Genomic DNA, 20,661 nt, shown 5'->3' with positions numbered 1-20,661 from the left:
GCGCCGGTCCGCCGCTGCCCGGGCAAGTGTGCCAAGTTGGAACAGTTCCGTGCTGGCATGTCGCTTGCAGCGCAGAGGCAGAGCCCGAACGGGCCTTGCAGACCTCGACAACAACGGAGACACCTTCATGAAGTTCCATCCCCTTGCCATCGCCGGCAGCGTCTGCCTCGCCGCCATCGTGGTGACCGTGCAGGCCTGGGCCCACGGCGACGTCACGCCCCAGGCCGTGGACACCTCCAGCCTGCCCCAGCTCGGCGAAGGCTGGCGCGCCGAGAACCCTTTCCGCAGCAACGACGCCGCCATCAAGATCGGCACCTCGGCTTACAACCAGAACTGCGCGCGCTGCCACGGCCTGGAGGCCATCTCCGGCGGCATCGCCCCCGACCTGCGCCGCCTGGACAACGACTGCACCACGCTGAAGGACGCCGCCAAGAAGGCCGCCTGCGTGAAGGAAAACGACGACTACTTCCTGAACACCGTACGCCATGGCCGCAGCCGCAACGGCGCCGTCTACATGCCGCCCTTCGAGGGCGTGTTCACGCAGGAAGCCATGTGGGCGATCAAGGCCTACCTGGAAGTACGCCGGGAGAAGCCGCTGTGAACGGCGCGCCCCTGCTCAACCGCCGCTCCTTGCTTGCCTGGGGGGCAGCCGCCGCCTTCACGGCGGAGCAGGCCGGCGCCGCCACGCTCGCCCAGGTGCGCGAGCGCGGCCGGCTGATCGTCGGCCTGTACGAAGACATGCCGCCCTTCCACGTGAAGGGCAAGGGCATCGACATGGAGCTGGGCCAGGCGCTGGCCGAAACCCTGGGCGTGAAGTTCTCGCCGCTGGCCTTCAATGCCGACGAGAACATGAACGACGATCTGCGCAACATGGTCTGGAAGGGGCACTACCTCGGCTACGGCCCGGCCGACGTGTTGATGCACGTGCCGGTGGACCGCCCGCTGATCGAGGCCACGCCCCAGGCCCGCATCTTCGGCCCCTACTACCGCGAACGCGTGATGCTGGCGCGGCGCGCGGACGACCTGCCCGTGCTGGACAGCCTGTCCCAGCTGGGCACACGCCGTGTTGCCGTGCCCGGGCAGACGCTGGCGGGCTGGTTGATGATCGGCGCGGACGGCGGCGCCTACCGTGAGCAGTTGCTGACGCAGTGGAAGGACGGCTGCGAAGCGGCCCGCGCCTTGCAGCGCGGCGAGGTGGCGGCTGCGGCCGGCCTGGCCTCGGAGCTGGAGACCGTGCTGGGCGGCGACACTGCCTACCGCATCGAGCCCCTGCCGTCGCCACGTGCGCCGCGCGACGGCTGGGCGGCAGGCATGGCCGTGAAACGCGACGCCACCGACCTCGCCCAGGCCCTGCAGGAAGCGTTGAACCAACTGGCCAGCCAAGGCCGCGTGGCCGAGATCTTTGCCAAACACAAGGTGGCCTGGCGTCCCGCCTGAGCCAACCGACTGGAGACACACATGAAACAACCATTCGCGCCCGCGGCGCGAAGGACGGCACTCGCGCTGGCAGCAGCCAGCGCAGCCGCCCAGGCCGCACCCGCCCCGACCGTCCTCGAACCCGTCGTCGTCACGGCCACGCGCACCGACGCGTCCCCGTTCGACGTGCCCGCCTCCATCGCCGTCATCTCGGGCGACGCGCTGCGCGCCGGCCGCGCCCAGGTCAACATCTCGGAAGGCCTCGGCGCAGTGCCCGGCCTGCTGGCACGCGACCGCCAGAACTACGCGCAAGACGTGCAGATCTCGGTACGCGGCTTCGGTGCCCGGGCCAGCTTCGGCATCCGCGGCGTGCGCGTCTACGTGGACGACATCCCCGCCACGCTGCCTGACGGCCAGGGCCAGATCACCAATGTCGAGATCGGCACGGTGGGCCGCGTGGAGGTGCTGCGCGGGCCGTTCTCGGCGCTGTACGGCAACTCCTCGGGCGGCGTCATCAGCATCTACTCCGAAGCGCCCAGCGGCCCGCCGCGCGTGGACGCCAGCGTGGGCTTCGGCAGCGACGGCCTTCGGCGCGTGGCGGCCTCGGCCAGCGGCCGCTCGGGCGCCATCGGCTACACGCTGGGCGCCAGCCGCTTCGAGACCGACGGCTACCGCCAGCACAGCCAGACCGAACGCCGCCTGGGCAACGCGCGGCTGAACTTCAAGCTGGGCACCGATACCCAGCTCACCCTCATCGCCAACAGCGTGGAGCTGCCCGAGGCGCAGGACCCGCTGGGCCTGACCCGCGCGCAATGGCGGGCTGATCCGCGCGGCGTCGACCCTTCCGCGCTGAGCTTCAACACCCGCAAAACGATGAAGCAGGAACAGGGCGGCCTGGTGCTGGAGCACGCCATCGACGGCGCCAACACTCTGCGCGTGATGGTCTACCAGGGCCACCGCACGACGATGCAGTTCCAGTCCATCCCGGTGGCGACGCAGGCGAATGCGCTGCACCCCGGCGGCGTGATCGACCTGTCGCGTGACTACGAAGGCGCCGACATCCGCTGGCGCTGGAAGAGCACCACGGCCAGCGTCATCGCCGGCGTGACCGCCGACGAGATGCGCGAGCACCGCGTGGGCACGCTGAACTTCATCGGCACCACGCTGGGCGTGCAAGGCGCGCTGCGCCGCGACGAGACCAACCGCGTCAGCAACGCCGACCCCTACCTGCAGGCCGAATGGCGACCCACGCCGGCCTGGCTGCTCAGCGCCGGCGTGCGGCGCAGCAAGGTGGACTTCCGCTCGACGGACGCCTACATCACCAAGACCAACCCCGACGACAGCGGCGCCGCCAGCTACTCGGCCAACCTGCCGGTGCTGGGCATCAGCTACGCCGTCAGCGAGACGCTGCACGTCTACGCCACCGCCGGCCGCGGTTTCGAGACGCCCACGCTCAACGAACTGGCCTACCGCGCCAGCGGCGCCACGGGGTTGAACTTCGGCCTGCAGGTGGCCACCAGCCGCAGCGTGGAGGCCGGCGTGAAAGCCAAGCCCTGGGCGGGCAGCGAACTGACTTTGGCCGTGTTTCAGACCGGCACCGAGCACGAGATCGTCACGCAAACCAACGTGGGCGGCCGCGCCACCTTCCAGAACGCCGGCGCCACACGCCGCCGCGGCCTGGAGGCGTCGGGCGCCTTCCAGCTCACGCCCACGCTGCAGGCCCAGCTCACCGCCACCTGGCTGGACGCGCGCTACCGCGACGGCTTCCTGACCTGCACGGCCACGCCCTGCGCCGCGGCCAACAGCCAAGTCAATGCCGACAACCGTATCCCCGGCATCGCCCGCACCTCGGCCTACGGCGCGCTCACCTGGCAGCCGGCCGGTGGCTGGCGCCTGGGCGTTGAAGGGCGGGCGCTGAGCAAGGTCTACGTCAACGACCTCAACAACGACGCCGCCCCCGGCTACGCGACGCTGGCCGCCCACGCGGGCTACCAGTTCAGCGCCGGCCCCTGGGACCTGGGCGCCCTGCTGCGCGTGGACAACCTGGCCGGCCGCCGCTACGCCGGCTCGGTCATCGTCAACGACGGCAACAGCCGCTTCTTCGAGCCCGCGCCGGGCCGCACCTGGCTGGCCAGCGCCAATGCCAGTTACCGCTTCTGATCGGGGCATGCCATGCAACGACTCCTCCCCGCCCTGACCCTGCTCGTCACGGCCATCGCCTCGGCGCACGCCGGCCCGCTGGCCTATGTGTCCAACGAGGGCTCGGGCACGCTGAGCGTCATCGACACCGCCACCGACGCCGTGCTTTACGAACTGCCCGCCGGCGCCAAACCGCGCGGCGCCGTCATCAGCCCCGACGGCCGCCGCGCCTACGTGAGCGACCAGCCCGGCAACCGCCTCGTCGTCATCGACCTGGCCGCGCGCCGCCAGGCCGGCGAGATTCCGCTCGGTGAATCACCCGAGGGCCTGGGCCAGTCGCCCGACGGCCGCTGGGTGGTGGCCGCCGTGGAGGAGGCCAACGAGATCGTCTTCGTCGACACACGCACCATGGCCCGCAGCTTCGCCGTCAAGGTGAAGGGCAAGAACCCCGAGCACGCGGTGTTCAGCCCCGACGGACGCTGGGTGCTGGTGAGCGCCGAAGAGGGCAGCGCCGTGGACGTCATCGACGTCGACAAGCGTGCCCAGGTGGCGCAGATCCCGGTGGGCACGCGGCCGCGCGGCATCGGCTTCTCGCCCGATGGGCAGCGCGCCTTCGTTGCGGCCGAGATGTCCAGCGAGATCTACGTCATCAACACCGTGACCTTCACGGTGCTGAACAAGCTCAAGGCCGGCGCCAAGAGCAACGGCATCAGCGTGCACCCGGACGGCAAGCGCGTCTTCATTTCCAACGGCGGCGACGCCAGCGTCTCGGTGCTGGACCTGGCCAGCATGACGCTGGTGGCCACCATCCCGGTCGGCCAGCGGCCGTGGAACATGGCGCTGACGCCCGACGGCCGCAAGCTCTACGTGGCCTGCGGGCGCTCGGGCGCCGTGTCGGTCATCGACACCGAGACGCAGCTGAAGGTGGCCGATGTGGCGGTGGGCAAGCTGCCGTGGGGAGTGGTGATCCGTTGACTGTTCCAACGCGAAGCACAGGGCCGTAGTTCCTCGGGGCCTGTGCCGGGAAATCTTCCCGGGCGTCGCACCTCCTCGCTCCGAAGAATCACTTGCAGCCAAGCACTGATTCAAAAAACGGAGACCTCGTGAACCCCACCCACCACAAGCTTGCCCTCGCCGCGCTGGCCCTGATTGCCGCCACGGCCGCCAGCGCGCAGATCCAGCTGGAACGCGTCGAGGTCGTCGGCGTCTCGCCGGTGCCCGGCGTCGACGTGGCGCGCGACCTGATTGCCGCCAACGTGCAGACGGCGCGCGCCGCCGACATCGAACGCAGCCAGGCCCTGGACCTGAGCAGCTTCATGAACCGGCGCCTGGGCAGCGTGCATCTCAACGAGGTGCAGGGCAACCCGCTGCAACCCGACGTGAACTTCCGCGGCTACACGGCCTCGCCGCTGCTGGGCTCGCAGCAGGGCCTGTCGCTGTACCTCGACGGCGTGCGGCTGAACCAGCCCTTCGGCGACGTCGTGAGCTGGGACTTGATCCCCAAGGTCGCCATCGCCTCAGTCGCGCTCAACCCGGGCTCCAACCCGTTGTTCGGCCTGAACACGCTGGGCGGCGCCCTGAGCGTGCAGACCAAGGACGGGTTGAAGAACGCGGGCACGTCGCTGCAGCTGCAGGCCGGCTCCAACGGCCGCCGCGCCACCGAGTTCGAGCACGGTGGCAGCAGCGCCGACGCGACCAACGGTTGGCACTGGTACGTGGCCGGCAACAAGTTCCGCGAGCGCGGCTGGCGCGCCGATTCGCCGTCCGACGTGAACCAGCTGTTCGGCAAGCTCGGCCACCGCAGCGGCGACACCGACCTCGCACTGACTGCGTCCCTCGCCGACACCGACCTCAACGGCAACGGCCTGCAGGAGCAGCGCCTGCTCGACCGCGACCGCGCCAGCGTCTACACCAAGCCGGACAACACCAAGAACCGCGCGCTGCTGCTCAGCCTCGCGCTGTCGCAGTACCTTGGCGACCGATGGAAGCTGGCCGGCAACGCCTACTTCCGCAGCATCCGCACGCGCACCTACAACGGCGACCTGAACGACGACGCGCTGGACCAGTCGCTCTACCAACCCAGCGCCGCCGAGCGTGCCGCGCTGACGGCGGGCGGGTACACCGGCTTTCCCACCGCGGGCGAGAGCGCGGCCAACACGCCCTTCCCGAAGTGGCGCTGCATCGCGCAGGCGCTGCTGAAGGACGAGCCCGGTGAGAAGTGCAACGGCGTCATCAACCAGACCCGCACGAACCAGCACAACGCCGGCTTCAGCGCGCAGCTCAGCTACGACGGCCCATTGTTGGGGCTGCCCAGCCAGTCCCTCATCGGCGCGGCGGCGGACTTCAGCTGCAGCCAATTCGTGCAGGGCTCGGAGCTGGGCTACCTGAACGCCGACCGCAGCATCACCGGCGTCGGCGCCTTTGGCGACGGCATCAACGGCGGCGATGTGGACGGGGCGCCCTACGACACCCGCGTGGACCTGACGGGCCGCACGCACACGTTCAGCGTCTTCGCCAGCACCGTGCTCAGGTTGGCGAGCGGCACGCACCTGACCGCGTCCGCCCGCTACAACCACAGCACCGCGCGCAACCGCGACGCGATCACGCCGGGCGGTGGCGCGGGTTCACTGGACGGCAACCACGCGTTCCGCCGCCTCAACCCGGCGCTGGGCCTGACCTTCACGCCCGTGGCCGGCGTCAACGGCTGGGTTGGCGTGAGCCAGGGCAGCCGCGACCCATCCTCCATCGAGCTGGGCTGCGCCGACCCGGCCAACCCCTGCAAGCTGCCCAACGCCTTCGCGGGCGATCCTCCGCTCAAGCAGGTCGTCACCACCACCGTCGAGGCGGGTGTGCGCAGCGCAGCAGGCGGGCCGCTAGCGTGGAGCGTGGGCGTGTTCCGCGCCGACAACCGCAGCGACCTGCTCTTCGTGGCCGACGACGCGGCCGGCTTCGGCTACTTCAAGAACTTCGGCAAGACGCGCCGCCAGGGCGTGGAGCTGGGCCTGAGCGGCCAACCCACGAAGGGCATGACGGCCGGCGCCAACCTCACGCTGCTGGACGCCACCTACCGCACGGCCGAGCTCGTCAACGGCGCATCCAACAGCAGCAACGACGCCGCCCAGGCCGGCCTGCCCGGTGTGGACGGCAACATCCAGATCCGGCCCGGCGACCACATCCCCTTCGTGCCGCGCCGCATGCTCAAGCTCTACGCCGACCTCGACCTCGGCGACGCCTGGAGCCTCGGCGCCGACGCCGTCGCGATGGGCGGCGCCACCGCGCGCGGCAACGAGAACGGCCAGCACCGGCCCGATGGCACCCACTACCTCGGCGCGGGCCGCAGCGCCGGCTACGCGGTGCTGTACGTCAACGCGGCGTGGACGCCGACGAAGGGGCTCAAGCTCTTCGCCCAGGTCAACAACCTGCTCGCCCGCGCCTACGCCACCGCCGCCCAGCTCGGCCCCACGGGCTTCACCGACGCGGGCAACTTCCAGAGCCGGCCCTTCCCCGCCAACACGAACGGCGACCGGCCGCTGCGCCACGGCACGTTCTACGCGCCGGGTGCACCGCGCAGCGTGGCCGTGGGCGTGAAGTACACGTTCTAGGAGCCTGCCGGGCTTTGGGCCGGCAGGCTCCTACGCACAAGCCCTCGGCAGCTGCTCCGCGCCGCCACAACGGCGCTGCGCATCGGCGCAGCACCCACCGGGGATCGCGCCACACCGCGCGTCCGGTGCGACCCGCAACAGCGTGCCAGCGCGGCACGCCAGGTTGTGCCTTCTGCGCCGCGCCGCAACGTCTCAAGCCCTCTCCCGCTCCAGGCCGGCACTGGCACAGCCCTTGCGCAAACGGCGGTTGCAACACCACAACCACTGGAGACAACATGAACATCACCCGCACCCTCATCGCCACCGCGCTCGCCACGGCCGGCATCACCGCGCAAGCCGCCGACTTCAAGGCCGGCGAGTGGGACTTGAGCCTCGGCGGCATCGTCAACGCCTACTACACCCACACCAGCTGCTCCGGCTCGCAAACCGTGGGTGGCCTGGCCCTCGCGACGAAGGGCCTGGGCTGTGGCGGCACCGACGGCCGCACCGTCATCGGCAACGGCCTGCTGCCCAACGCGCTGACGACGACGGCCAAGACCCGCCAGGAAGGCATCGACATCGGCGCCACGCTGATGATCGGCGCCGCCGTGGCCTCGGGCGACGCCATCTCCAACAACAACAACGTCGACGTGCGCCAGGGCTTCTTCACCTTCGGCAACGCCGACATGGGCACCGTCAAGCTCGGCCGCGACTACGGCCTGTTCGGCTCCAGCGCCATCCTCGGCGACATGACCCTGCTCGGCGCCGGCGCCCCGGTCAGCGCCACGCAACGCAACCGCGTCACGCTGGGCCACATCGGCTCGGGCTACACCTACCTGGGCACCTACGGCCAGCTGGCCTACAGCCTGCCCGCCAGCGGCGGCTTCAGCGCCACCGTCGCGCTGATGAGCCCCGTGGACGCCAGCGGCACCAGCTTCACCGGCCGCAACTCGCCCCAGCTGCAAGCCCTGGCCACCGTCGCGTTCAGCGGCGGCAAGGTGTGGCTGGGCGCGAAGAGCCAGAAGTTCGACGGCCCCACCAACACCGGCTTCACGATGAACGGCGTGGAGGTGGGCGGCAGCGTTACCGCGGGCGCGCTGGGCCTGTCGGCCAACCTGCAGAGCGGCAAGGGCCTGGGTGTGCTGTCCGACGGTGACAGCGGCAACCGCAAGCAGACCAACCTGCTCCTGCAATCCACCTGGCAGGCCACGGCCAAGACCAAGCTCGGCCTGAACTGGGGAGAGAGCAAGCTGAAGGACGGCGTGGCGAGCGACCTGCGCAGCAACACCAACGTGACCGCCGGGCTGTACTACGGGCTGACGAAGAGCGTGACGCTGGTGGCGGAAGTGAGCCGGACGACGTCGAAGCCTGTGGTGGGTAGCGACGCCAAGATGAGCGGGGTCGCGTTGGGCGGGATCGTGTTCTTCTAATGCTCATGCGGGCGGCGCGCCTAGGGTTGACCTCAGGCCGCGCTGCCATTTCTCTGCAGCAAAGCCAGTTACTCACTCATCGTATTTTTTGAGTATGGCCTGAACGGCGCCTGAAGTTTTCAGCTTATCGAGCGCCATCTGCCAGCGAGCGACTTCCGCATCGGAAATGTCCTTGCTGCATGCAATGTATATTGGTGCGGCGATCAGTTTGACGGGCGTTTGAACGACTGCATCCAGCGAATAGTTCATTTGCTTCAATAGATGGATTACGCCCAACGGTGAATCGCTGACGGCCAAGTCGCATCTGCCGAATATCAACATCCTGTAAACGGCATTGCCGTCGGATGCGCTTGCCTCGAGATTGGTGAAGCCCGCTGCCTGCAGCTTGGCAGTCGTCAGGCCACCCTGCCGAGAGCAGATCGAGCGGACCTTCTTGGTGTCCTCGAGTGTCGAGACTTCAAGAGGATTGCCTTTGCGCTTGTAGAAATAGATGGAACTGTCGCCGAGTGGGCCGATCCATTTGTACTTGGTCTCGCGCTCCGGGGTTCGCAACATCGAAATGAGCATCGTTCTTCGCTTGCTTTCCAGCGATGCTTTCGCACGCATGGTGGGCATCAGCTGAATATCGATATCTGCGTTGAGCGCCTGGGCGATCGCCCGGACGATTTCTACCGAGAATCCTTTCAGTACGCCATCTTCACTGTAGTTATACGGGGCCCACTCCTCCGTGACGATGCTCAACTTCTGGTCCTCAGCCCAGGAGGAACCCGCCAGAGCGCAGGAAACGGCCAACGCGATCATGCGCACAGCTTTTCCGGCGTTCGAAGCACAGCTCACAGCCATATCCCAGCCCTTGTATTTCTCGACGGTTGGCGGCTCAAAATCCCAACTGCAACACCTGCTTGGCCGTCAATGAGGCGGTTAGGGCGGGGACTGTTGCAAGGCCTGCATGATCACCCGAAAGCGCTGGTGAAGGTCTGTAAAAGTCCTGCCGCGCCCCGCAGGATCAACCTGCGCAGGACCGCCGAAACACGACGACGAAGTGCTCGCAAGCAACCAGCAGACTCTCGTTGAACACCCGGCCGGCCGCCGCGCACTCGCGCGTGAAGTACTGCCTGTGGGCCTCCCGCCAGAACGACAGCGAGCCGTCGCCTTCGCCCTCCGCTGCCGCGAAGGCCGCGCCGACCTCGCTGAAGGGCAGCATCTCGACGGCCTGGGTTTCGATGATGGCGAGCGGCTGCCGCGCCCAGTTGGTGACGATGCTGAGATCTCCAGCCGCCGGCAGTCGCTGGCCACGCGCCTCGAAGGACCAGGCTGACCCCGCCGTGGCCTGTTTGGCGCCGCGCAGCACCAGCTCGCCCAGTTCGTTGGCAAGCGCCTCGCTGTCGCTAAAGCTGAACGCTTCGTAGAAGCTCGCCTCGTCCACCCCGCCGGCGGACTGGGCGAATTCATGCCAGAACGGCTGGAGATGGGCAGGGATGGGCATGAGATGGGAGGGGCAGCGCGCCGCAAGCTTGCCGGATGGGGAGGCAGCCCACTGCCGGCAGCCGGCTGAACGCGGCAACAGCGCATCGACGGCCACGCGCAGCGAGCTGGTCTACCGCGCCACCGGCCCAGAACTTCGGCCTGCAGGCGTCGCTGAGCCGCAGCGTCGAAGCCGGCATCAAGGCGGCCGCGACGAACTGGGAGACCCCACGCCGGTGTGGCGCGACAAGCTCGAAAGCCTGGGCTGGCGCGAGACGCGCCTGGCACACCTCTGCGATTGCTGCTGGGCCCCGGCCTTCGTGCTGGTGGCCGAGGCGACCTGACCGACGCGCCGCCCACACGGCACCCGGGTTCAGTGCGTGTGCGACGCCGCGCCGGCTGGCGCTTCGGCCCGGGCCTGGCAATGCTTGTCCATCATGCCCGGGGCGCTGGCGACACGACTGGGCTCGGCAGCATGGCGCTTGCACATCTCGTCCATCATGCTGCCGCCTTTGCCGCCTTTGCCGGCTTCCTTGCGGGCGCCATCGGTGGCGCCGACGGCCTGGGCGCTGTGGCCCTGGGGCACGGGGGCGGCGCAGCCGGCCAGGGCCAGCGCCAGGACGAGAACAGGGGCAAAGGGCTTCATGGTGTGCACTCCAACGGCTTCGCCCCAGCATGCGCCGCCGTGGCTGCGCGGCGCTTGACGAGGATCAAGCTGGCCCGCCCCGTCCCCCGGGGCATCCTGAAGATGAAGGACGCTTCGCGCCACCCTGTGCCGCCCGCCTCACCGCAAAAGGGGCTGCAGGCGCACAGTGCCCCGGCGCACCACCGCGCGAACGCACTCACCGGCGTTGACAGGTGAGGAGGTCTTCAAAATGAACTTCAAGAAGCACATCCAGACGGGGCTGTTGGCGGCAGGTTTGATGATGATTGGCGCTGCTGCATTCGCCCAGGAATCCAGCTACAAGCCGAGCACGGTGTGGAACTTCTCCAGCATCAAGATCGAGCCCGGGCAGTTCGAGAACTACATGGACTTCCTGGCCAAGACCTGGAAGAAGAACAACGAGTTCGGCAAGAAGGAGGGCTACATCGTGTCGTACCACGTGTTCCAGGTGAACAACCCTCGCGAGAACGAACCCGACCTGATCCTGGCCATCGAGTCCAAGGACTACCTGACGACCGCGCAGCAGCTGGACGTGCAGAAGAAGTACGAGGCCTTCATGGCCATGGACCCGCACAAGATGGACGCGGCCTCCGGCGAGCGCAAGGTGATGCGCAAGCTGGCGGGCAGCATGGAGTTGCAGGAGTTGGTGCTGAAGTAAGTGAGGCCGTGCCCGGTTTCAAATCTGAGCCCGGGCCGCCCTCACCAAAGAAGAAGCCAACGAAAAAGCCGACAAGCAGCAATGCCTGTCGGCTTGTCTATTCAACCCCGGTGGTGGCCCCGGGATCGACGGCGCTTCAAGCCGGCTTACTGGGCGTTCACCTTCAGCCAGTTCAGGTTCCATTCCTTGCCGATGGACTTCAGGCGCAGCGTGTGGTTGCCGGCCGCCATGGTGAAGGGGGTGCTGGCCTGGGTGACCCAGGTTTGCCAGCCACCGGTGTTGGGCACGGCCATCACGTCCACGGCCTTCACGCCGTCCACCCAGACCTCGAAGCCGGTGCTGCCGTTGGCGGTTGCCAGGCGGTAGTCGAGGGTGAACTTGCCGGCGGTGGCGACGCTGATCTTGAACTCGATGTAGTCGTCCGGGTCGAAGTGGCCCACGTCCTGGCCGCCGCCGGTGTCGCTGCAGTTCTCCAGTTCCACGCCGCTCATGGCCGTGAAGGCTTCGGCCTGGATCGTTGCCGGCACCGCCACGTAGGCGATGGTGGTGCTGGCGGCGTCGCTGTAGAAGCTTTCGTTGGCGGCCGTGAGTGAGGTCACCACGTAGAAGTAGGTGGTGCCAGGCGCTGCGGAGGCGTCGGTGTACGTGCGGACGGCAACCTTGTCGGCGAGCTTGGTGTAGTTGCCTGCCGCGCCGGTGGCGCGATAGACGTTGTAGCCCGTGACCTTGGCGTCGGTGCTGGCGTTCCAGCTGAGCGCGTTGCCGCCGGCACCCTCGGTGAGCTTCAGGCCGGCCGGGCGTTCTGGCAGCTGGAAGACCTCCGGCGCCGTGGCGCTCACCAACCATTGGGCCAGGCCGGAATGCGGCTCGTTGGCCTGCGTGGCGTAGCTCTTGAACAGGCTCTCGATCTCCGCCACGGTGGCGGTGGTGAAGTCGACCTTGCCGTTCATGTCGATGACGTCCTTGCCTTGCACGGGCGGCTTGTCGAGCAGGTACATCTCGGCCCAGGTGTTGGCGCTGCCGTTGTCCTTGAACACGCCGCTGAGCGTGTAGCTCTTGCCGCCTTCGAGCGTGATGGCCTGGTAGACACCGCCGTTGACTTCACCGGTGGCGCCGGCCGGGCGCGTCACGCGCAGCACGGCGCCGTCGCTGCCGGTGGGGGCCTTGCCGGCGTTGGTGTCGTTGAAGTCGAGGTTCAGGCTGCCGCTGATGGTCAGCGGCGTCCAACCCGTGCTGGAACCGAAGCCGCCGTTGGTGACGACTTCCGCGTTGGTGGTGGTGTTGACGATGCTGATCTTGTCGAAGCTCACGTCCGGGTTGCTGCCCGCCACCGCGCCGCTCTTGATGACGAAGTAGTAGGTCTTGGTGCCCGTGCCGCCCACCTTGATGGTGGGCGCCTTCACGGCGCAGGCGTTGGCGAAGCTGACGTTCCAGCCGGCGCAATCCCAGGTGCTGGCCTTGGCCACCATGCCGACGCCGGTGTCGAAGTTGGCGTTGACCGCGTTGGTGACCATGCCCCACGTGCCCTTGCCGGAGCCACCGGCTGGGCTGACCAGCTTGTACGACCAGGAGGTGGAGGCCCAGCCATAGCTGGCGTAGGTGTCGTAGGTGGCGCGGCCGATCTGGCCGCCCAGGTCCAGGCCCGCGCCCTGCCAGGGCTGGAACTCGCCCACGAGCAGCGGGACTTTCAGGTCGCTCATCTGCTTGTTGTAGGCGCACACGCCGGTGGTGCCGCTAGCGCCGCAGCGCAGCCAGTCGCGGTGGATCATGTAGGCCGAGTCCCCGGGCCGGTCGCCGAAGAGGCCGGGGTAGGGGTGGATCTCGAAGGCGACGTTGGTGAAGCCCTTGGCGGTCGGGTTGCCGTAGGCGTCGATGCTGCCGTAATGGCTGGGCAACAGCACGATGTGCTTGGCGTCTGCGGCGCGGATGGTTTTGTAGAGATCCTCAACCCGCGTCACCATGGCCTCGGCCGTGGAGCCCCAGGGCTCGTTGAGCGGGTCGTAGGCGGCCACCACCGGCTCGTCCTTGTACTTGGTGGCGATCTGCTGCCACAGCCAGCGAGCGCGCTCCTGCGCGTCGGCATCGGTCCAGTACTTGTTCTGGCCGGCGCAGCCGGTGTGGTCGTTGGGCGTCTGGCCACCGGGGGCACCGTGCAGGTCGAGGATCACGTAGATGCCGCGCTTCTTGGCTTCGGCAATGCTCCAGTCCAGGTATTTCCAGGCATCGGCGCGCAGCGTCTTGGGCTTCTTCTCGTCTTCGATGACGCTCCACAGGATGGGCAGGCGCACGACGTTGAAGCCGAAGGCCTTGAGCTGATCCCAGTCGCGCTCGGTGATCCAGCTGTCGCGGAAGAGCTTGATCAGGCGTTCCTTCTCGTCATAGCCGAAGCGCTCGGTCAGCTTGGCTTCCAGCGTGCATTGGTCGGTCACGCCGTTGCCGCCCTGGCCCATCATCCAGAACTCCTGCACCAGCCAGTTGCCCAGGTTGGTGCCCTTCAGCAGCACCTGCTTGCCGCTGGCATCCACCCACTTCGTGCCGTCGGTCTTCAGCAGGGTGGGGCCCTCCGGGGCGGGGGTGGGGGTGGGGGCCGGTGTGACCGGCGACGCATTGGCGGCATCGCCGCCCGAGCCGCCACAGCCCACCAGAACTGCCGCGCCCATCAGGCTGCCCAGCAGCGCGCCGCGCACCGAACGCCCGATGCCGGCAGCAGCACCTTTCACGAACCATCGTTTCACCACGTCTTGTCTCCGTTGTTGATTTGGAACCGGTTCCAATTCAGTATCGGAGAGGCGCGGAGGGCGTGTCAACTTCCTGAACCCGTGCTTTGCTTCGGCAGCGCTTGATGCGGGTCAAGGGGAGCGCAGGTGCGGCCCTGCCTCCACAAACCTTGGGTCGGCGCCGTCACACGGAGCTGGCATGCTTCGCCCCTCCCGTCCGCAGTTCCAGACGACCATGTTGCACACCGCCCCCACCCCCGACCGCCCCCAGACCCTCGGCGAGGAGATCGCCAACGCCATCAGCCACGGCCTGGGCGTGGTGCTGGCCATCGCGGCCCTGCCCATCCTCGTGACGCGCGCCGTGGGCCATGGCGGCGCGGGCGATGTGGTGGCCGCGGCGATCTTCGCGGCGACGATGATCCTGCTCTACGGCGTCTCCACGCTGTACCACGCGCTGCCCGAGGGCCGCGCCAAGGCGGTGCTGCTGCGGCTGGACCATGCGGCCATCTATGTGTTCATCGCCGGCAGCTACACGCCGTTCACGCTGGGCGTGCTGCACACCGGCCCGGGCGTGACGCTGCTGATCGCCGTCTGGGCGGCGGCGGCTTTCGGCGTAGCGATCAAGCTGCTGAACCGGCTCAAGCACCGCTTCGTGTCCACGGGGCTGTACCTGGCCATGGGCTGGGTGGTGGTGTTTGCGGCCGGCCCGCTGATGGACCGCCTGCCGGCTGCGGGCCTGACGCTGCTGGTGGCCGGGGGCCTGAGCTACACGCTGGGTGCGTTCGTCTTCCTGCTGGACAACAAAGTGCGCTACTCGCACTTCGTCTGGCATCTGTTCGTGCTGGGCGGCACCGTGTGCCACTTCTTCGCGGCGCTCTGGTACGCCTACGGCTGAAGTCAGGCCGGTGCCAGCGCCGGCAGGGGCCCGAAGAAGCTCAGCACCGTGGCGATGCGCCCGTTGTCATCCAGCTCGACGACGTCGTAGCCGCTGAGCCTCCGGTCGCCGACGCGCAGCTCCCAGGCATAGCGGTGCAGGTGGTGGTGCGAGTCGATGCCTGAGGCCCAGGTGATGGTGGCGTCTGGCGACTCGGCACGGAAGGCCCACAGGCAGGCCGCGACCTCGTCGACGCCAGTTGCGCGGCGGTGCGGGTCGAAGTAGCGGGTGTTCTCGCCGAAGGCTTCACCGAGGTGGCGGTGGATGGAGGCGGCATCGCGCGCATTCCACGCGGCGAAGTAGCTGTCGAGACTGGCGGGGTGGGAACTCATGGGTCTCCTGACGTGAAAGGGTCATGCGGCTGCCTATGCTCGGTTTCAAGGCGACTTGAAGGTCAAGCAGGGCACACATGAAGATTGGCGAACTCGCGACGCGCACCGGCCTCGCCCCATCGGCGATCCGCTTCTACGAAAGCCAGGGCCTGCTGCCTGTAGCCAGGCGCGCGAGCAATGGCTATCGCGTCTATGGCGAAGACGCCGTGCAGCGCCTGCAGATCGTCACGCTGTCGCAATCGTTTGGCCTGTCGCTGGACAGCTTGCGCGCCGTGTTCGACGCCGGCCAGGGCTTCTCGAAGGAAATGATGCTTGCCAGGCTGGGGGAGCGCCTCGGGGAGATCGACGCGCTGATCCACATGCTCGTGGCCCAGCGCCGGGAGCTGCATGAGGTGCATGGCACGCTGCGCGACAGCTGGGCGGCCGGGCGGTGTGTGGCGCCTGCCTCCCTGGCTCGGCGCGGGGCGCGCAGGAACCCAAACCGGTTGCGCCCCGAGATCGCCGGCGGCGACGACCTGGCCCCGAAAGACCGGCCCGTGCGCCCGTGACGGGCTCAGGCGCACACTGCCGCCTGACTCAACCCGCCGACTGGACCCCCAATGCCCAAGGCCTACTGGATCGCCCGCGTCGACGTCAGCGACGCCGAGCAATACAAGCTCTATGTGCAGCGCAACGACGCGGTGTTCGCCAAATTCGGTGGCCGCTTTCTCGTGCGCGCCGGGCAGTTCGAGAACCCGGAGGGCACCAGCCGCAGCCGCCAGGTGGTGATCGAGTTCCCGAGCTACGAGGTGGCGCTGGCCTGCTACCGCTCGCCCGAGTACGCGCCCCAGATCACGCTGCGCCAAGCCTCGGCCGAAGCGGACATCGTCATCGTCGAGGGCTATGACGGGCCGCAGCCCGGTTGATTCGGCGCCCGCGGCGGCGGCGCAGCATCGCCAACCCGCCCAGACCGCCCAGCAGCAGGCCGCCGGCGAACCCGGCCAGGCGCATGCGCGTGTTGAATCTCATGTCGGCCTCCCTGGCCCGGCTAAAGAACCAACTTAGGCGGGGGCTGTAGCGGCCGCCATCCCCAGATGCACAGGGCCGGCCTGCCCCGCACGTTCCGGCCACAACCGTGACCTAACGACGCTGCAGGCAGGCCTGCTGCCCCCGTCCTACAAGGGATTTGGAGCGGCGTGGTACATTCGGCGCCATAGATTCGCACAAGACCGTTTCCTCAAGGTCTTATCTGCAGCCCCGCTGGCCACCCCCTGGCCCTTCTTGCGAGCGGCTCGCTACAGCTTCAACTCCCGGTGAGTGTTCTTGAGTGTTTCTGTCTCCGCGCGGCATGACGCCAGCGGAGGGTATTTATCCATCTACAAATTTCCTAAGGAAACTCCATGACTACAGAAACCGGCACCGTGAAGTGGTTCGACGACGGCAAGGGCTTCGGCTTCATTACGCCTGACAACGGCGGCAAGGACCTCTTCGCCCACCACAGCGAAATCAAGAACGCTGGCGGCTTCCGCTCGCTGGCCGAAGGCGCCAAGGTGTCGTTCGAAGCGACTCAAGGTGCCAAGGGCCCGCAAGCCTCGAACATCCGCACGCTGTAATTCGTGCAGGGCGCCTGGTGCGCCCACCGCCGCGACCGGCATGAGCCGGCGCGGCAACCACCTAAAAAGAAGAACAACATGCATACAAACAAGAACAGAATCGAGGTGGGACGTTTTCTCGTTTCGCCCATGACCCAGGCCCGCGAGGGTGGCGGTTTCGACGCATTGGTGTCGATCCGCTCCGGATGCGGCATGGCCAGCGTGGATCGCGTCATGCGCTTCACGCCGCAGTTCATCAGCCCGCAGGCAGCGTTGCGCTACGCCCGGGCCGAAGGCCTCGCCTGGGCAAGCTGCCATTGAGCAGCGTTCGCGGTCACCGGCCGCACTACGCGCCGGCACGGCCACGTGCCCGGCCTCCCGTCTAACTTTCGCAACGGAGCCCCACACTTGGCCAAAGAAGAACTGATCGAAATGCAAGGCGTCGTGGATGAAATCCTGCCCGACTCGCGCTTCCGCGTGACGCTGTCGAATGGCCACAAGGTCATCGCGTACACGGGCGGCAAGATGCGCAAGCATCACATCCGCATCCTGGCCGGCGACAACGTGTCGCTGGAAATGTCGCCCTATGACCTGAGCAAGGGCCGCATCACCTTCCGCCATCTGGAACGCCGCGGTCCGCCGCCGTCCGGTGGCGGCAGCCAACAGCGCCGCTGAGCCTCACGGCTCGCAACCCTCGATCGGCCGCCATGACATACCCTGGCGGCCGATTGCTTTGGCGGGTCGCATCCATGCGGGCGCGGCCTGCGTAGGCTCGGCATGGCTCTGTTGAAGATCGGCTTGGCCTTGCTCGCTGCCTGCGTGCTCGCAGGTGCACTGGTGGCCTGCTCGCCCGTGACGGCGCTGAACGCGCTCGCATCCAGCAACACGCACACGCGCACGGTCGGCGTGGCCTACGGGCCGGGCCCGCGCCAGCAGCTGGATATCTACCAACCCGCCCGCGCCGCACCGCGCGGTGGTTGGCCGGTGGTGGTGTTCTTCTACGGCGGCTCCTGGAACCGCGGCAAGCGAGGCGACTTCGCCTTCGTCGGCGAAGCGCTGGCTTCGCGCGGCATCCTGACGCTGGTGGCCGACTACCGCCTCTATCCGGAGGTGCGCTACCCCGACTTCCTGCGTGACAGCGCCACAGCCCTGGCCTGGGGCCTGAGCCATGCCGAAGGCCTGGGCGGCAACCCACGGCGGGTCTTCGTCATGGGCCACAGCGCTGGCGCCTACAACGCCGCCATGCTGGCGCTGGACGCGCGCTGGCTGCAACAGACTCCGGGCGGAGGCCGCACGCCGCGCGAACTGGCCGGCTTCATCGGCCTGGCCGGGCCCTACGACTTCCTGCCCATCGACAACCCCGACGCCAAACCGGTGTTCTTCCACCCCGACTACCCGCCCGGCACGCAGCCGCTGCAGCACGCCAGCAAGGCCGCGCCGCGCAGTTTTCTGGGGGCAGCCAAGGACGACACGCTGGTCAACCCACAGCGCAACACGCAGGGCCTGGCGACAAAGCTGCGGGGTCTAGGCACGCCGGTGACGCTGAAGTTCTACGACCGTGTCGGGCACGCGACGCTGATCGCCGCCTTCGGCGTGCCGCTGCGCTGGCTGGCGCCCGTGCTGGACGACGTGGCGGCCTTCGTCAACGGGCCGCCCGAGCTCTGATCAGGCCGACGCGGCCGCCACCGCCCGCCGCAGCGCATCCACGGCCTCGCCGTCGCGCCAGCCCTCGGCCGCATCGCCGATGACGACCTCCACCATCGCGCCGCCTTCCAGCAGGTGCGACGCCACGGCCCGCGCGCCGAGCCAGAAGCCGTCGCGCCGCGCCACTTCGAGAAGACCCTCGCGCAGCGCCTCGGGCGCGGCCGGCAGGTGCAGCTGGAAGGCGTTGACCTGGGGCACCTCCGGCGCCACGCGCCAGCCGGGCTCGGCCGCCAGCACGGCAGCCAATGCCTGCGCGCGCTCGCGGTAGGCGGGCATGCGTGGCAGCTGCGTGCGCAGGCCTTGCAGCGCGCTCAGCACGAAGGGGTAGGCGGTGAACAGATTGCAGGCCAGCCGCGTCTGCCAGGGCGCGATCTGGGCGATGAAGTCCTCGCTACCGGCCAGCACGCAACCAGCCAGGCCGCCCAGGCCCTTGTAGAAGGACACATAGACCGAATCGGCCAACGCCGCGATCTCGGCCAGCGGCCGGCCGTAGTGAGCTGAAGCTTCCCACAGCCGGGCGCCGTCGAAGTGCAGCGGCACGCCCGCCTCGCGGCACCAGCGGCTGATGTCCACCAGCTCATCCCAGGCGGGCAGCCGGTAGCCGCCACGGCGCAGCGGCAATTCGACGGTGACGACAGCCGGCCGGCCCGGCAGCGACGCCAGCTGCGCGGTGTTGAAGGGCGCGTCCGTCATGCCGACGCGCAGGCCGCGCAGGCCCAGCAGCTTCTCGAAGGCCTCGGCCTCGTCGATGGCGATATGGCTTTGCGGGTGCAGCGCCACCGGGCCATCGCCGTCGCCGCAGTACACGCGCAGTGCCGCGAGCTGCGCCGCCACGCCCTTGTGCATGAAGCGTGCGGCCGGTTTGCCCAGCAAGGCGGCCACCTCAGCCTCCAGCGCCTGGAAGGCCTGGCCCTGGCCGTAGACGTCCAGCGGCAGCTCGGCATCGGGCAGCTCGGCCAGCGCCAGCAACGACTCGCGCATGGACAGCGCCGGCCGGTGGCCGTTGAGCCAGCGGGTGCAGCGCTTGCGCAGTTCGACGTCGGCGTTGGGGGCAGTGTTGGCGTAGGGGGCGGTGGCCATCAGTGGTCAGCTTCGCATTGGTGAATTTCGATGGTGACGTGCACGATCTCCTCGTGCACGCTCAGCCAGTCGCGCACCTGGCGCGGCGTCAGCGCCGGTTGGTGGGTGACGAGGCTGATGGCACAGGCATAGGTGGCACGGCCAACGCGCCAGACATGCAGGTCGGCGATCAACGTCTCGCCGTCTGCGCCGTGCTGCTGGATGATCTCGCGGATCTCGTCGACGACGGGATGGTCCATCTCCCGGTCCAGCAGCACCTTCGCCGTCTCGGCGATCAGGCCCTTGGCCCAGACGGCCACGATGACGGCGCCGACGATGCCCATGACCGGGTCCAGCCAGGCCCAGCCCAGCCACCAGCCACCCGCCAGCGCCGCGATGGCGGCCACCGATGTGGCGGCGTCGGCCACCACATGCAGGTAGGCCGACTTCAGGTTGAGGTCGTGGTGGTGATGGTGCTCGTGCGAGTATTGGTGATCATGGCCGTGGTGGTGATGCCCATGGTCATGCGCCTTACCCAGGATCAGCGCGCACACGAGGTTGACGCCCAGCCCCAGCACGGCAATCGCCATCGCCTCGGGATAGTGGATGGGCTCGGGCCTGAACAGCCGCTCGACCGAGCCGTAGACCATCAGCGCCACGATGACGAGCAGGAAGACGGCGCTCGCGAAGCCGCCCAGCACCTCGATCTTCCAGGTGCCGAAGGCGTAGCGCGGGTCCTGCGCATGGCGGCGCGCGGTGGCGTAGGCAAAGGCGCTCAGGCCGATGGCGACGGCGTGGCTGCTCATGTGGAAGCCGTCGGCCAGCAGCGCCATGGAGTTGTAGAACCAGCCCGCGGCGATCTCGACGAGCATCATCGCGGCGGTGATCCACATCACCACCCGCGTGCCGCGCTCGCCGGCCGCGTTGCCGGTGTCGAAGACATGGTCATGCCGCCACTCGGCGAGGTCATGGGAGTGCATGCGGGGCATTCT

Annotated in this window: 22 protein-coding genes; 15 read left to right on the top strand and 7 right to left on the bottom strand. The window is 68.3% G+C overall.

What is annotated here, in order from left to right; translation table 11 throughout:
• Positions 1-127 precede the first annotated feature (127 nt).
• From pedF to AC07V5_RS06075, 6 genes are all read left to right on the top strand, one after another.
• On the top strand, positions 128-601 hold the full coding sequence (gene pedF / locus AC07V5_RS06100) for a cytochrome c-550 PedF (protein WP_495114740.1): 474 nt from the start codon (positions 128-130) through the stop codon (positions 599-601).
• Positions 598-1,437: a substrate-binding periplasmic protein gene (locus tag AC07V5_RS06095; protein WP_495114739.1), complete on the top strand. Its 840-nt coding sequence runs from the start codon at positions 598-600 to the stop codon at positions 1,435-1,437. The genes pedF and AC07V5_RS06095 overlap by 4 nt, the downstream gene beginning before the upstream one ends.
• A 21-nt stretch (positions 1,438-1,458) precedes the next feature.
• Positions 1,459-3,576, top strand: coding sequence for a TonB-dependent receptor family protein (locus AC07V5_RS06090; protein WP_495114738.1), 2,118 nt, complete (start codon positions 1,459-1,461; stop codon positions 3,574-3,576).
• Between the two features lie 12 nt (positions 3,577-3,588).
• Positions 3,589-4,530, top strand: coding sequence for a beta-propeller fold lactonase family protein (locus AC07V5_RS06085; protein WP_495114737.1), 942 nt, complete (start codon positions 3,589-3,591; stop codon positions 4,528-4,530).
• A gap of 128 nt (positions 4,531-4,658) precedes the next feature.
• Positions 4,659-7,157 (top strand): TonB-dependent receptor, encoded by a 2,499-nt coding sequence (locus AC07V5_RS06080; RefSeq protein WP_495114736.1) that lies wholly within the window; start codon positions 4,659-4,661, stop codon positions 7,155-7,157.
• 275 nt (positions 7,158-7,432) lie between these two features.
• Positions 7,433-8,566, top strand: a complete 1,134-nt coding sequence (locus AC07V5_RS06075; protein ID WP_495114735.1) for a porin — start codon at positions 7,433-7,435, stop codon at positions 8,564-8,566.
• A 72-nt stretch (positions 8,567-8,638) separates the two neighbouring features.
• Here the strand turns inward: AC07V5_RS06075 and AC07V5_RS06070 are convergent, their stop codons facing one another.
• Both AC07V5_RS06070 and AC07V5_RS06065 read right to left on the bottom strand, forming a co-directional pair.
• On the bottom strand, positions 8,639-9,367 hold the full coding sequence (locus AC07V5_RS06070; RefSeq protein ID WP_495114734.1) for a substrate-binding periplasmic protein: 729 nt from the start codon (positions 9,365-9,367) through the stop codon (positions 8,639-8,641).
• A 205-nt stretch (positions 9,368-9,572) separates the two neighbouring features.
• The gene (locus AC07V5_RS06065; RefSeq protein ID WP_495114733.1) at positions 9,573-10,052 is read right to left on the bottom strand and encodes an ASCH domain-containing protein; all 480 of its coding nucleotides are present in this window, start codon (positions 10,050-10,052) and stop codon (positions 9,573-9,575) included.
• On the opposite strand from AC07V5_RS06065, the gene AC07V5_RS06060 reads away from it, so the two are divergent.
• On the top strand, positions 10,045-10,374 hold the full coding sequence (locus AC07V5_RS06060) for a hypothetical protein (RefSeq protein ID WP_495114732.1): 330 nt from the start codon (positions 10,045-10,047) through the stop codon (positions 10,372-10,374). The genes AC07V5_RS06065 and AC07V5_RS06060 overlap by 8 nt on opposite strands.
• Positions 10,375-10,403: 29 nt before the next feature.
• On the opposite strand, the gene AC07V5_RS06055 is transcribed toward AC07V5_RS06060, so the two are convergent.
• Entirely contained in the window at positions 10,404-10,676 is a 273-nt protein-coding gene (locus tag AC07V5_RS06055; RefSeq protein ID WP_495114731.1) for a hypothetical protein, read from the bottom strand.
• A gap of 229 nt (positions 10,677-10,905) precedes the next feature.
• Between AC07V5_RS06055 and AC07V5_RS06050 the strand changes: the two genes are divergently transcribed.
• A complete protein-coding gene (locus AC07V5_RS06050) occupies positions 10,906-11,352 on the top strand; it encodes a hypothetical protein (RefSeq protein ID WP_495114730.1) in 447 nt (148 codons plus the stop codon).
• Between the two features lie 146 nt (positions 11,353-11,498).
• Here the strand turns inward: AC07V5_RS06050 and AC07V5_RS06045 are convergent, their stop codons facing one another.
• Positions 11,499-14,090 carry a cellulase family glycosylhydrolase gene (locus AC07V5_RS06045; protein WP_495114729.1) on the bottom strand — a complete coding sequence of 864 codons (2,592 nt, stop codon included), beginning with the start codon at positions 14,088-14,090 and terminating at the stop codon, positions 11,499-11,501.
• A gap of 214 nt (positions 14,091-14,304) precedes the next feature.
• Between AC07V5_RS06045 and trhA the strand changes: the two genes are divergently transcribed.
• Positions 14,305-14,964: a PAQR family membrane homeostasis protein TrhA gene (trhA, locus tag AC07V5_RS06040; RefSeq protein WP_495115662.1), complete on the top strand. Its 660-nt coding sequence runs from the start codon at positions 14,305-14,307 to the stop codon at positions 14,962-14,964.
• A gap of 2 nt (positions 14,965-14,966) precedes the next feature.
• Here trhA and AC07V5_RS06035 read toward each other — a convergent pair whose 3' ends face one another.
• Entirely contained in the window at positions 14,967-15,335 is a 369-nt protein-coding gene (locus tag AC07V5_RS06035) for a hypothetical protein (RefSeq protein ID WP_495114728.1), read from the bottom strand.
• 77 nt (positions 15,336-15,412) lie between these two features.
• Here AC07V5_RS06035 and AC07V5_RS06030 point away from each other — a divergent pair, with 77 nt between their 5' ends.
• From AC07V5_RS06030 to AC07V5_RS06005, 6 genes are all read left to right on the top strand, one after another.
• A complete protein-coding gene (locus AC07V5_RS06030; RefSeq protein WP_495114726.1) occupies positions 15,413-15,883 on the top strand; it encodes a MerR family transcriptional regulator in 471 nt (156 codons plus the stop codon).
• Between the two features lie 51 nt (positions 15,884-15,934).
• Positions 15,935-16,240 (top strand): DUF1330 domain-containing protein, encoded by a 306-nt coding sequence (locus tag AC07V5_RS06025; protein WP_495114725.1) that lies wholly within the window; start codon positions 15,935-15,937, stop codon positions 16,238-16,240.
• A gap of 474 nt (positions 16,241-16,714) precedes the next feature.
• Positions 16,715-16,927: a cold-shock protein gene (locus AC07V5_RS06020; protein ID WP_477931663.1), complete on the top strand. Its 213-nt coding sequence runs from the start codon at positions 16,715-16,717 to the stop codon at positions 16,925-16,927.
• Between the two features lie 3 nt (positions 16,928-16,930).
• Positions 16,931-17,227, top strand: coding sequence for a hypothetical protein (locus AC07V5_RS06015; RefSeq protein WP_495114724.1), 297 nt, complete (start codon positions 16,931-16,933; stop codon positions 17,225-17,227).
• A gap of 87 nt (positions 17,228-17,314) precedes the next feature.
• On the top strand, positions 17,315-17,581 hold the full coding sequence (infA, locus tag AC07V5_RS06010) for a translation initiation factor IF-1 (protein ID WP_056200396.1): 267 nt from the start codon (positions 17,315-17,317) through the stop codon (positions 17,579-17,581).
• A gap of 102 nt (positions 17,582-17,683) precedes the next feature.
• Positions 17,684-18,571: an alpha/beta hydrolase gene (locus tag AC07V5_RS06005; RefSeq protein ID WP_495114723.1), complete on the top strand. Its 888-nt coding sequence runs from the start codon at positions 17,684-17,686 to the stop codon at positions 18,569-18,571.
• Here the strand turns inward: AC07V5_RS06005 and AC07V5_RS06000 are convergent, their stop codons facing one another.
• Positions 18,572-19,690, bottom strand: a complete 1,119-nt coding sequence (locus AC07V5_RS06000; protein WP_495114722.1) for a threonine aldolase family protein — start codon at positions 19,688-19,690, stop codon at positions 18,572-18,574.
• Positions 19,690-20,649 carry a CDF family Co(II)/Ni(II) efflux transporter DmeF gene (gene dmeF / locus AC07V5_RS05995; RefSeq protein ID WP_495114721.1) on the bottom strand — a complete coding sequence of 320 codons (960 nt, stop codon included), beginning with the start codon at positions 20,647-20,649 and terminating at the stop codon, positions 19,690-19,692. Before dmeF ends, AC07V5_RS06000 begins: the two co-directional genes overlap by 1 nt.
• Positions 20,650-20,661 lie beyond the last annotated feature (12 nt).

The organism is Roseateles sp. GW821-FHT02E12, assembly GCF_059421665.1.
This window is presented reverse-complemented; position numbering and strand designations above follow the sequence as displayed.

What these genes read in the sequence shown, in the direction of transcription:
- AC07V5_RS06075 (WP_495114735.1), top strand. Translation starts at nt 7,433, where the DNA reads ATGAACATCACCCGCACCCTCATCGCCACCGCGCTCGCCACGGCCGGC.
- dmeF (WP_495114721.1), bottom strand. Translation starts at nt 20,649, where the DNA reads ATGCACTCCCATGACCTCGCCGAGTGGCGGCATGACCATGTCTTCGAC.
- AC07V5_RS06085 (WP_495114737.1), top strand. Translation starts at nt 3,589, where the DNA reads ATGCAACGACTCCTCCCCGCCCTGACCCTGCTCGTCACGGCCATCGCC.
- trhA (WP_495115662.1), top strand. Translation starts at nt 14,305, where the DNA reads ATGTTGCACACCGCCCCCACCCCCGACCGCCCCCAGACCCTCGGCGAG.
- AC07V5_RS06055 (WP_495114731.1), bottom strand. Translation starts at nt 10,676, where the DNA reads ATGAAGCCCTTTGCCCCTGTTCTCGTCCTGGCGCTGGCCCTGGCCGGC.
- AC07V5_RS06005 (WP_495114723.1), top strand. Translation starts at nt 17,684, where the DNA reads ATGGCTCTGTTGAAGATCGGCTTGGCCTTGCTCGCTGCCTGCGTGCTC.
- pedF (WP_495114740.1), top strand. Translation starts at nt 128, where the DNA reads ATGAAGTTCCATCCCCTTGCCATCGCCGGCAGCGTCTGCCTCGCCGCC.
- AC07V5_RS06090 (WP_495114738.1), top strand. Translation starts at nt 1,459, where the DNA reads ATGAAACAACCATTCGCGCCCGCGGCGCGAAGGACGGCACTCGCGCTG.
- AC07V5_RS06025 (WP_495114725.1), top strand. Translation starts at nt 15,935, where the DNA reads ATGCCCAAGGCCTACTGGATCGCCCGCGTCGACGTCAGCGACGCCGAG.
- AC07V5_RS06000 (WP_495114722.1), bottom strand. Translation starts at nt 19,690, where the DNA reads ATGGCCACCGCCCCCTACGCCAACACTGCCCCCAACGCCGACGTCGAA.
- AC07V5_RS06035 (WP_495114728.1), bottom strand. Translation starts at nt 15,335, where the DNA reads ATGAGTTCCCACCCCGCCAGTCTCGACAGCTACTTCGCCGCGTGGAAT.
- AC07V5_RS06030 (WP_495114726.1), top strand. Translation starts at nt 15,413, where the DNA reads ATGAAGATTGGCGAACTCGCGACGCGCACCGGCCTCGCCCCATCGGCG.
- AC07V5_RS06065 (WP_495114733.1), bottom strand. Translation starts at nt 10,052, where the DNA reads ATGCCCATCCCTGCCCATCTCCAGCCGTTCTGGCATGAATTCGCCCAG.
- AC07V5_RS06060 (WP_495114732.1), top strand. Translation starts at nt 10,045, where the DNA reads ATGGGCATGAGATGGGAGGGGCAGCGCGCCGCAAGCTTGCCGGATGGG.
- AC07V5_RS06050 (WP_495114730.1), top strand. Translation starts at nt 10,906, where the DNA reads ATGAACTTCAAGAAGCACATCCAGACGGGGCTGTTGGCGGCAGGTTTG.
- AC07V5_RS06020 (WP_477931663.1), top strand. Translation starts at nt 16,715, where the DNA reads ATGACTACAGAAACCGGCACCGTGAAGTGGTTCGACGACGGCAAGGGC.
- AC07V5_RS06070 (WP_495114734.1), bottom strand. Translation starts at nt 9,367, where the DNA reads ATGATCGCGTTGGCCGTTTCCTGCGCTCTGGCGGGTTCCTCCTGGGCT.